The sequence below is a fragment of the Arthrobacter sp. 4R501 genome, from assembly GCF_002929755.1.
Taxonomy (GTDB): Bacteria; Actinomycetota; Actinomycetes; order Actinomycetales; family Micrococcaceae; genus Arthrobacter.
Genome location: NZ_PJIW01000031.1, coordinates 1 through 10,643, shown reverse-complemented (window position 1 = coordinate 10,643; position 10,643 = coordinate 1). Strand labels below are relative to the sequence as shown.

Annotated in this window: 6 protein-coding genes and 1 pseudogene; 3 read left to right on the top strand and 4 right to left on the bottom strand. The window is 65.9% G+C overall.

Going from position 1 to position 10,643, the window contains the following annotated elements:
• Positions 1–31: 31 nt before the first annotated feature.
• Positions 32–1,633: an APC family permease gene (locus CXR02_RS21055; RefSeq protein WP_104063764.1), complete on the top strand. Its 1,602-nt coding sequence runs from the start codon at positions 32–34 to the stop codon at positions 1,631–1,633.
• 303 nt (positions 1,634–1,936) lie between these two features.
• Here the strand turns inward: CXR02_RS21055 and CXR02_RS21050 are convergent.
• A pseudogene (locus CXR02_RS21050) lies at positions 1,937–2,391 on the bottom strand (dihydrodipicolinate synthase family protein); the annotation flags it as partial.
• Between the two features lie 106 nt (positions 2,392–2,497).
• On the opposite strand from CXR02_RS21050, the gene CXR02_RS21045 reads away from it, so the two are divergent.
• Both CXR02_RS21045 and CXR02_RS21040 read left to right on the top strand, forming a co-directional pair.
• A complete protein-coding gene (locus CXR02_RS21045) occupies positions 2,498–4,249 on the top strand; it encodes a helicase HerA-like domain-containing protein (protein ID WP_104063763.1) in 1,752 nt (583 codons plus the stop codon).
• A gap of 130 nt (positions 4,250–4,379) precedes the next feature.
• Entirely contained in the window at positions 4,380–5,372 is a 993-nt protein-coding gene (locus tag CXR02_RS21040; RefSeq protein WP_181037321.1) for a hypothetical protein, read from the top strand.
• A gap of 110 nt (positions 5,373–5,482) precedes the next feature.
• On the opposite strand, the gene CXR02_RS21035 is transcribed toward CXR02_RS21040, so the two are convergent.
• The 3 genes from CXR02_RS21035 to CXR02_RS21025 form a co-directional block, all read right to left on the bottom strand.
• Positions 5,483–7,534: an NHL domain-containing thioredoxin family protein gene (locus CXR02_RS21035; protein ID WP_104063761.1), complete on the bottom strand. Its 2,052-nt coding sequence runs from the start codon at positions 7,532–7,534 to the stop codon at positions 5,483–5,485.
• The gene (locus CXR02_RS21030) at positions 7,534–9,684 is read right to left on the bottom strand and encodes a cytochrome c oxidase assembly protein (RefSeq protein ID WP_104063760.1); all 2,151 of its coding nucleotides are present in this window, start codon (positions 9,682–9,684) and stop codon (positions 7,534–7,536) included. Before CXR02_RS21030 ends, CXR02_RS21035 begins: the two co-directional genes overlap by 1 nt.
• Before the next feature lie 102 nt (positions 9,685–9,786).
• Positions 9,787–10,074, bottom strand: a complete 288-nt coding sequence (locus CXR02_RS21025; RefSeq protein ID WP_056341443.1) for an HU family DNA-binding protein — start codon at positions 10,072–10,074, stop codon at positions 9,787–9,789.
• Between the last annotated feature and the right edge of the window lie 569 nt (positions 10,075–10,643).

The window sequence follows — 10,643 nt, the reverse complement described above, 5'->3', positions numbered from 1 at the left end:
ACTATCGTGCTTTTCTGATTTAGGAGTCCACATGGCGGAACCCAGCAAGAGTATTGATTCAAGCGGCATGGACGAGTTTGGTTACACGCAGACCTTGGACCGGAGCATCGGCAAGTTTGCCAGCTTCGCGGCAGGCGTCAGCTACATCTCCATCCTCACCGGTGTTTTTCAACTGTTCTACTTTGGTTTTTCCATGGCCGGCCCTGCCTACGCATGGTCCTGGCCCCTCGTGTTCGCCGGCCAGCTGATGGTGGCGTTGTGTTTCGCCGAACTGGCGGGCCGCTATCCAGTTGCGGGATCGGTGTACAACTGGGCCAAGCGGCTCGCCTCCGGGACCTGGTCCTGGCTGGCGGGCTGGCTGCTGCTCATCTCGTCCATCGTGGCGCTCGGCGCCGTGGCCCTGGCCCTGCAGCTCACCCTGCCGCAGCTCTGGTCCGGCTTCCAGCTCATCGGAGACGGAACGGGCACCTACGACTTCGCCCTCAACGGCGTGCTGCTGGCAAGCATCATGATCGGCATTTCCACCATGATCAACGCCTTCGGCGTGAAGCTGATGACCAGGATCAACAGCATCGGCGTCTTAGTGGAGCTGACCGCGGCCGTGCTGCTGATCCTCGCCCTGGGCTGGCACGTGGTGCGGGGGCCTGAGGCCTTCTTTGACACCGCCGGATTCGGGGAAGGCCACGACCTTGGCTTCTTCGGCGTGTTCCTGATCGGCGCCATGGCCTCGGGATACGTAATGTACGGTTTCGATACCGCCAGCTCCCTGGGCGAGGAAACGAAGGACCCCAAACGCACCGCGCCCAAGGCCATCCTGCGGGCCATCACGGCATCCTTCGTGCTGGGCGGGCTGATCCTGCTCTTTAGCATCCTGGCAGCCCCGGACCTGAATGACCCCAAGCTTGGGGCGGCCGACGGCGGCCTGCAGTACCTGGTGCTCTCCGTACTCGGGGGTCCCTTCGGCAAGGCCTTCCTCGCCTGCATCGTGGTGGCCGTGGCGGTCTGCACCCTGGCCGTCCACGCTGCCGCGATCCGGATGATGTTCGCCATGGCCCGGGACAACAACCTGCCGTTCAGCCGGCAGCTCAGCAAAGTGGACCCGGTCCGCAGGACCCCCACGGTCGCTGCCATCGTGGTTGGAGTCATGGCCGTCATCCCGCTGCTGGTGAACGTGATGCAGCCGGCGATCTTCACCATCCTGTCCAGCATCAGCATTGTCCTGATCTATCTGTCCTACCTGCTGGTCACCGTTCCCATGCTCCGCCACCGGTTCCTGAAGAAGTGGCCCCTCTCCGACGACGGCTCCGAGCCGGGCTTCAGCCTGGGCAAGTGGGGCCTTCCCGTGAACATCCTCGCGGTCCTGTGGGGCGGTGCCATGACGCTGAATCTGGTGTGGCCGCGCCAGGAGATCTACAACTCGGTGCCGCCGTTCGAGTGGTACTTGCAGTGGGGCGGCGTCCTGTTCGTGGCAACGGTCGCTGGCGGCGGGGCCCTGCTGTACCGGTTGAAGATCCGCCATCAGACAGGAGTGCTGGCGGAGCACGCGGCGGCCGTCGCAGCACATCCGTCCTCGGGCTTCGTTCTACAGGCCGCTCCCGGTGAAGAGCAGATGGTGGAGTCCAAAGCCACTTAATGCCGCTGCTCCCCATCAGCTGAAAGCCGGCAGTTCCCAGGAAGGGTCGACGACGGCACTCATCTTCCCGCCGTCGACTCTTCTCTCCAAGCCGACTCCCATCCACGACAACTTTATTTGGACCGGATACTTCGAAGAATTCGGCTAACGCGGCTTGTAGACGTCCGCACGGTGCTCGATGCGGTGGACGTATAAGGTGTGCTCTTCGGTATCGAGGGTGAACAACACGCGGTAGTCACCTCGGCGTGCCGGGCCGGTGCCCCGGTCCGGAGTTTCGGCGTGTTTGAAACTCCGGCGCCAGCATTACCCGCCGATGCTGAGCGCATCGATGACACCGGCAACACGGTCGCGCTGGTCCTTGGTCAATCCCTGGACCGGCAGCGGCAGGCAGGCTTTGGGGGCAAACCCAGATACTCGGCGATGGCCGCAACCGCACGAAGGCTCCCACCGAACTCGGCGAACAGCTTCCATAGCGGTGCAAGGCGCTCGGATTCCGTCAGCGCGTCCGAAAACCGGCCTTCCTGCGCCGCCCGCGTGATTCCCATGGCCAGGGCGCGCAAAGTGCCGCCAATGACCGAGTACCAGGCATCGCAGCCAGCGGCCAGACCGGCGGCCGCATGGGCGTCGCCGGATACTCCGATGGTCACGTGTTGAGGAACAACCGCCCGAATTTCCTGAATCCGGGCCCGCGCCTGCTGCGGGTCAGTTGGCACTCCCGGGATCTTGATGGAAGCGACGCCGGGCAGTTCGGCGATGCGCTCACATCGGGGTATGAACCGCAGTTCGACCTGGACGTGGATCCGGAGATCATCAGGTCGCTCGCGTTCACCAAGAATCTCCCGGCTGCCCCGCTAAGCTAGCGGCATGGCCAACAAGACCACTGCCGAAAAACTCGCCACCATCCAGAAGGGCTACACCCTGGAAGGTGCCACCATCGAGCTGGGTGCCGCCATTGTGGACGGCGAACTCCACAAGGAAGCCCAGGTCCGCCTGCCGCTGGCCATGATGAACAGGCACGGCCTGGTAGCTGGCGCCACCGGCACCGGCAAGACCGTCACGCTGCATATGATGGCCGAGCAGCTGTCTGCTGCCGGGGTTCCCGTATTCCTCGCGGACATCAAGGGTGACCTGTCCGGCCTGGCCACGGCGGCGGCCGGCAGTGAGAAGCTGAAGGCCCGCACCGACAGCATCGGCCAGGCGTGGGCCGGTAAGACGTTCCCGGTGGAGTTCCTGGCCCTGGGCGGCGACGGCAACGGCATTCCCCTCCGTGCCACCATCACATCGTTCGGCCCCATCCTGCTCTCGCGCGTGATGGAGCTCAACGACACCCAGGAATCCAGCCTGCAGCTGGTCTTCCACTTTGCGGACAAAAACAACCTTGAGCTGATCGACCTCAAGGACCTCCGCGCGGTCATCCAGTTCCTCACCTCGGACGAGGGCAAGGACGAGCTGGAGGAACTGGGCGGCCTGTCCAAGGCCACCGCCGGCGTCATCCTCCGCGAACTGGTAAACCTCGAAGCGCAGGGCCTGGAACGGTTTTTCGGCGAGCCTGAGTTCGACACCGCAGAGCTGCTCCGGACCGCCCCGGACGGGCGAGGCGTCATCACCTGCCTGGAGCTGCCCACGCTGCAGACCAAGCCGATGCTGTTCTCGACCTTCCTGATGTGGCTGCTGGCGGACCTGTTCGAGGACCTCCCCGAAGCCGGCGACCTGGACAAGCCCAAACTGGTGTTCTTCCTCGATGAGGCCCACCTGCTGTTCAACGGCGCATCCAAGGCCTTCCTGAACGCCATCACCACCACAGTCCGGCTGATCCGCTCCAAGGGTGTGGGGATCTTCTTCGTCACCCAGACCCCCAAGGACGTCCCCGCCGACGTCCTGGGCCAGCTGGCCAACCGCATCCAGCACGCCCTCCGCGCCTTCACCCCGGAGGACGCCAAGGCCCTGAAAGCCACCGTGTCCACGTTCCCGATGAGCGATTATGACCTCGAGGAGACCCTCACGTCCGCCGGGATCGGCGAGGCCGTCATTACCGTCATGAATGAGAAGGGCGCCCCGACGCCGGTCGCGCACACTCGCCTGCGCGCCCCGGAATCCGTCATGGGCCCCAGCACTGAGGAGCTCATCAAGAGCACTGTGGGCAGGTCCGCATTGCTCGCCAAGTACGGGACCGCCGTGGACAACGTCTCCGCCTACGAGAAACTCACCGGCAAGGCCGCTGCGCCCACCGGCGGAGCCGCGCCGGGTGAGCCGCCGGTTCCGGGGACTCGCCCGGCCGGTTCCGGACAGCCAGGTTCGGGACCGGCAGGTTCGGGACAGGCAGGTTCGGGACAGGCCGACGTCGACGCCGAGGCCCGCAGGATCGAAGAGGAAATCCTGGGCCGGCCCAGCAGCCGTCCCGCGCCCGCGCCGGATCATGCCGGTACTGATACGCCGTCGCGGCGTGCACCGGAACCTGCGGCCCCAGCCGGCGGCGGGATGGTGGGCGACATCGCCGGTGCACTCGGCGGGGCACTGGGCGGCGGGCTGAAGAGTATGGTCCGTTCCCTGGGCACGCAGCTGGGCCGGGAGCTGCTCCGCGGCGTCTTCGGCACCTCGTCCCGGCGCCGCCGGTAGGCAAAACCGGACGATGTCCCGCCCTGGACTTCCCGCCGTCGGGCATCAGGAAAGCCGCCGCACCCCGCTACACGGGGCGGCGGCGACACCCGTGTTCAGCGGGCTTGCAGGTAACGTAAGGGAAGTGCAGATGAGTCAGGCGTTGGTGAGGATGGCAGCAGGGTGGCTGCTTGGCCTCATGCTTGCCGTGGCCGCGGCCGTCGTTGGGGTCAACGTGGTGAACAATACGGTGGCCAGTCCACAGCAGCCTGTCCGGGAATATCTGGACGCCCTCCACGAGGGCGACGGCGGCAAGGCGCTGGGCCTGTTGCGGGCCACCGTGCCGCCCAGCAACGCCGCCATGCTCGACGGCACAGCGCTGCAGACCGCCTCTTCCCGGCTGGCGAACGTCAGCATCGGCGATGCCGAAGAACGCGCCGGCAACCAGGTCATGGTGCCCGTGCAGTACACGATCGATGGCAGCAGGCTTCGCACCGAATTCCTGCTGGAGAAGACCGGCACGGAATGGCTGTTCTTCAATACATGGGCGTTTGTGCCGTCGCGGCTGCCCACGGTGGGCCTGACTGTGGTGAACTCCAGCGAAGCCAACCTCAACGGCGTCCCGGTAAATATGCCCCAAGGCAGGAATTCGTTCGCCGTGTTCTATCCGGGCGAATACGAGGCCTCCCTGAACGGTGAATACTTCGCTGCGCCCGCCACCCGCGCCACGGTGACATCCCGCGATGTCCCGGTGGCTCCGTTGAACCTGCTCACCGAGGCAACCGACCAGCTGCGGAAGGACGTGGGGGCGAAGGTACAGGAGTTCCTGGACACCTGCGCCGCCGAAGCCGTGAAGCAGCAAAAGCTGCAGCCGGACTGCCCCTTCTACTTCGCCAGCACCAACAACGTGGACGACGGCACCATCAAGTGGGCCATCACGGAGTACCCGGAGATCTCCATCGAGCCCTTTGACGGCCGCTGGGTGGTTGCTCCCCTCGACGGGAAGGCCAAGGTGGAGGCGGTCCAGCAGAGTTCCTTCACCGGCGCCTGGTTCCCGCTCAACGAAGAGGTGGACTTCAGCTTCACCACCCGCCTGGACGTCGCCGGCGACACCATCCGGGTCACCCCGCTCCTGAGCTACTAGCTCCAGCTGGCCCGGTTTTGCGCCCGGCAGTGACAGAACTGGCCGGGTTCCCAACCACCGGGGGTTGAAAACCGGGCCAGTTCAGCGACTGGTTGAAAAACGGCGGCTGATCAGTCCATGCCGCGCAGGTCCAGGACCAACTCGGTGTCGCCGTCGGCCGTCAGGAGCACCGGGATGCCCCAGTCCTGCTGGTACAGGTGGCAGGCGGCGTGGTCCGGGATCTCGCCGTCCGCGTCCTCCGGGCCGTCGCAGGCCGCGGCGCGGGCCGTGATGTGCAGTATGCCTTCGGGGACACCGGAAGCCAGCTCCAGTGTCCGCAGCAGCCCCACGGAGGTGCCGCCGCCGGACACGAGCAGCTCCGGCGGGGTGGAGGAGATCTTCAGCTGCGTGGGATCGCCCCAGCGGTCGTCGAGCTTCTGCCCGGTGGGCGCGGTGAAGCGCACGGTCAGCTCGAGCAGCCCGGGGGCTACCGGGCTCTTGGGCCGGTGGGTCTGCGAGACGCCCTCGTCCACCTGCTGGGCTTCCTTGGGGATGGGCACGTAGACCAGCTGGTGCTTGTTGGCCTCCACCACTACCAGCAGCGGTTCGGAGCCTGCGGCGTGCGTGTGGTCCACAATCACGTCGGAGGGCTCCGAGAGTCCGCGGGCCAGCGTGGATACGGTCCCTGCCGCGGGGTCGTAGCGCCGCACGGCACCGTTGTAGGTGTCGGCGATGGCAATGGATCCGTCAGGCAGGACAGTGACGCCGAGGGGGTGTTGCAGGCGTGCCTCGGACGCGGGGCCGTCGCGGAAGCCGAAGTCGAACAGGCCCTTGCCCACTGCGGTCTCCACGGTGACCGTGCCGCCGTCGTCAATGATCAGCTTGCGGAGGGCGGACGTTTCGGAGTCTGCCACCCAGATGTTGCCGTCGGCATCCTCGGCCAGGCCGGAGGGCTGCGCGAACCAGGCTTCGTGGGCGGGGCCGTCCAGCAGGCCCTCCAGTCCGTTGCCGGCAACAATTGCCACGGCGCCGGTGAGCGGCTCGAAGCTGAAGATCTGGTGCGTGCCGGCCATGGCAATCACCACGGCGTTGAGCTTGGTGGACCAGACGACGTCCCACGGCGAGCTGAGGGACACCTCCAGCGGGTGCTCGCTGAGCTGGCCCGTGAACCCGGCAGCGTCTTCGTCCACCCGCGCGGGGCCGGTTTCCAGCAGGCGCTGCACGCCGTTGCCAACTATCGTTGTGGCCTTGCCGTCCGTGAGTGAGAGTCCCCGAAGGCGGTGGTTGACGGAGTCTGCAATTACGACGTCGTAGCCTGCCTTCGCTGCCACCTCTTCCGGAAGCAGCACGAGGCCCTGCGGCTCGTTGAACTGCGCGGTCGGCTGGACGGAGTCAACGGCGGCGGCCGGGCCGTCAGCGTGTCCCTTGGTCTCGGAGCCGTAGGTGCGCAGCACCGTCTGGAAGTCGTTGCCCAGCTCCACGAGCCGGTGGTGGCCCGTGTCGGTTACCAGCCAGGAACCCCCGGTGGCGGTATCCGCGGCAGCCGGAGTCCCGCCGTCGGACGCTCCCTGCACGCCTGAACCCTGCACGCCTGCACCGGGCACTGCGGAACCGCGCCCGGTGGGCAGGAACAACGCCTTGCCGGGGAAGCGCAGCGTGCCCGAGGTGGCTTCCGGCGCCACGTACGGGCCGGAGCCTCGGTGCAGCGTGCCTTTGGCCTCGTGTTCGGCGATCAGTTCGGGGATGAGCACGGCGAGGCCGTCGGCGTGGCCTTCACCGGACAGGTGCGCCACGATGTAGCCCTCGGGGTCGATGACCACCAGGGTGGGCCACGCGCGCGCGGTGTACGCCTTCCAGGTCTCGAGCTCGGGATCGTCCAGGACGGGGTGGTGGATCTCGTAGCGTTCCACTGCGGCGGCCAGTGCCACGGGATCTGCTTCGTGCTCAAACTTGGGCGAGTGCACGCCCACGGTGACCAGGACATCGGAGTACTGCTCCTCGAGCGGGCGCAGCTCATCGAGGACATGCAGGCAGTTGATGCAGCAGAAAGTCCAGAAGTCGAGCAGCACGATCTTGCCGCGCAGGGCTTCAAGGTCCAACGATTTTCCGCCGGTGTTGAGCCAGTTGCGGCCCACCAGTTCGGAGGCGCGGACCCGGAGTTGGGTGCGTACGGTTTCGCTCATCAGCGTCCTTCCAGCTTTGAGTTGCGTTCAGCCAACCTGGCATCGCGTTCAGCCAATTTGGCAAACATATCGTTGTAAGCAGTGAGATCGGCGTCGTTATTCCTGTCCGCCGCCCGATCGGTCCGCTTGGACTCCCGATCGTCGGAGCGGGACCACATGATCGCGACGCCGATGGCCACCAGGAGGGTGGGCACTTCGCCGATGCCCCAGGCCACCGCGCCGCCCATTTGCTGGTCCAGGAGGGCGGACGGCCCCCAGGCCCGGCCAAGGTTGCCGAAGTAGTCGGCCGCCAGCAGGCTGGTACCGCCCATGATCGCGACGCCGAAGAACGCGTGGAAGCCCATGGTCGCCAGAAGCAGGAGCAGGCGCATGGGATACGGTGCGCGGCGGGGCAGCGGGTCTGTGCCGATCATGGTCAGGATGAAGATGTAACCCGTGAGCGTGAAGTGCAGGATCATCAGCTCGTGGCCCACGTGATCCCGCATGGCATAGCCGAACGCATCCGAGTAGTAGAACAGCACGATGGACCCCGCGAAGTTGGCCGCCGCGAAGAGTGGGTGCGTAACCAGTTGGGAGAACTTGGAGTGGATAAACACGAGCAGCCACTCACGCGTTCCACGGGAGCCGTCGCCGCGGGCAGGCAATGCCCGCAGGGCAAGCGTCACCGGGGCACCGAGCACCAGGAAGATGGGAGCCACCATGGTCAGCGCCATATGGTCCACCATGTGCGCGGAGAAGAGGATCCTGCCATAGACCGACGGCGGCCCAGATGTGATGTAGGTCAGCACCAGGAGGCCAATCACCCAGTTAACGGCGCGGAACCACTGCCACTTGTCGCCGCGCCGGACCACCTTGGCGACGCCCAGGAAGTAGGCCACCAGCCCGATGAGCACCACCGCCACCCAGAGCCAGTCAAAGCGCCACTCCGTCAGCCAGCGCTCCGGAGTCAGTTCAGGCGGCAGCTCGTAGCCGGTGAGAATGAAGGCCGCCGACGCGTCCGGTGCAAACGTGGTGGGCTGCGGCGGGGCCGATCGGCTCAGGGCGACGGCGACGCCGGAGGTGGCGCCCATAACGAGGAGCTCCGCGAGCACCAACTGCCACAGCACTCGGCGTGAAGACATTGCCGAGCCTTTGCGGCCAAGCTGGGGGATGACCCATTGCCGGTGCATGAAGCCGATCCCGCCAAGGACCAGGGTGGCGGTCGACTTCGCAAGGATCAGTTGGCCGTAGGGAGAACCAAAGAGGTCACCCCAGTTGGTGATGCGGATGCTGGCGTTGATGACGCCGGAGGCAAAGACGAGCACAAACGCAAAGCCGGCCAGGGCGGAGAACCGCCGCAGTGTCGGTTCGGTGATGTCGGCGGCGGCCCCGGGCTTCGAACCGGTCAGGATTCCTGAGAGCAGCGCCAGGAGGATGATGCCGCCCACCCACGCGCTGACGCCCACGAGGTGCAGGCCCAGGGAGTTGATGGCGCCTTCGTGGTCCGATGAGCTTGAGGAGTGGCCGATCAGCGCGGCGGGAACCAGCCCGGCCAGTGCGAGGACCAGCGTGAGCGCAAGGCCGCCCAGGGATCTGACGCCGAACAGCGCGGTGGTCACCACGGCCGCGATGATGGTCACCGTCAACCACGCCCGGCCGGTCTCGATGTCAGTCATGAAGTACACCAGGGCGCGGGTGAACTCGGCGTCGCCGCCGACTGCCTGGCCGGCAACGTCTGAGTAGGTGAGGACAAGTACAGCCACCGCTGAGAGCGTCCACGCAGCACCCGCAGCGGCAGCAATGGCCAACGCCCTTGCGAAGGCCGGATGTTCCGGAGCGTCGCCGTTGTGGCTCCGGGACCGGGGACCCGCAGATCTGGGGAGGATACCAACGGCGAAGATCAGGCCGCCGATCACAGTCGCCAGTGCCACGTTGTGGATGGCCTTGCTGACGGGAAGTCCCCAGCGGACCAAGGCTCCCGGGTCAGAGACCTCCCGGGCCGCAGCGGCGCCGGAGAAAAGGAGTGCCGCCGTGAGTCCCAGGAAGAGGGCTGCAAGGCCTGCGAGCTGCCACGGCCGGGAAATCCCCAAGACGCCGCCAGCCCTGGCCGAGGCGCCCCTGTCGGGGCCTGGCTGGGGTGCTGCGGGACGGGATTTTGCTGCGGAAGGCACCTATCCATTGTCCGCTACGGGTGGCTGCGCGGCGAATCGGCTTAAAGCAAAGGAGCGGCAACCCTGAGGTTGCCGCTCCTTTGCTGCTGTTGCTGAAGAAGACTACTTCTTCTTGGCGACTGCAGCCTTCAGCTTGGAGCCGGCGGTCAGCTTGACGCTGTGGCCTGCTGCGATCTGGATGGTCTCGCCGGTCTGCGGGTTACGGCCGGTGCGGGCTGCACGGTCGGTGCGCTCAACTGCGAGCCAGCCCGGGATGGTGATCTTCTCGCCGGCGGCGACGGAAGTCTCGAAAACCTCGAACAGCGCATCGAGGACGGAGTTGACGGCTGCCTGGCTGGTGCCGGCCTTGCCTGCTACCTCTGAAACAAGTTCACTACGGTTCTTAGCCATTGATGTCCTCCTGGACGGTCACGATTTCTGGAGCCTGAACGCGGCATGCGTGCAAGCCACTCTTCGAAAACTTACCAGCTTGGGCCCGCGAGGTCCGCAAATTCCGCGTGTTTCCGCGACTTTTTGACTAAAATCACCGGTTTTCCAGGGATTTCCGGGGGAATTGCGCCCACAGCGGACGCTCCAGCAGTTGTTGCGGGGGTCTATACGACGCTCTATCAGGTCCTGGGCTCGTTTCCCGGACCCTCTATCACTTCGCCGGGCGGAGCCTGTGTGGCGTACGACGGCGGCGGGGTGGGGCGGATGCACGCTTCTTCACTGGTGTGCGGGGCTGGGTGTTGGCATGGTTTTGGGGTGGTTGTGGTGTCTGGTGTGGTTCGGTGCGCCGGCGGTCCGGGTGTGCCGGCGGTCCGGGTGTTTGTGGTGCGGGGGTGTTTTGGTGGTTAAAAAGGGAGAGCCCCCCAACCTGGTGGTTGGGGGGCTCTCGACCTGTAATGATGTTCCGGCGGTGACCTACTCTCCCACACCCTCCCGGGTGCAGTACCATCGGCGCTGTGGGTCTTAGCTTC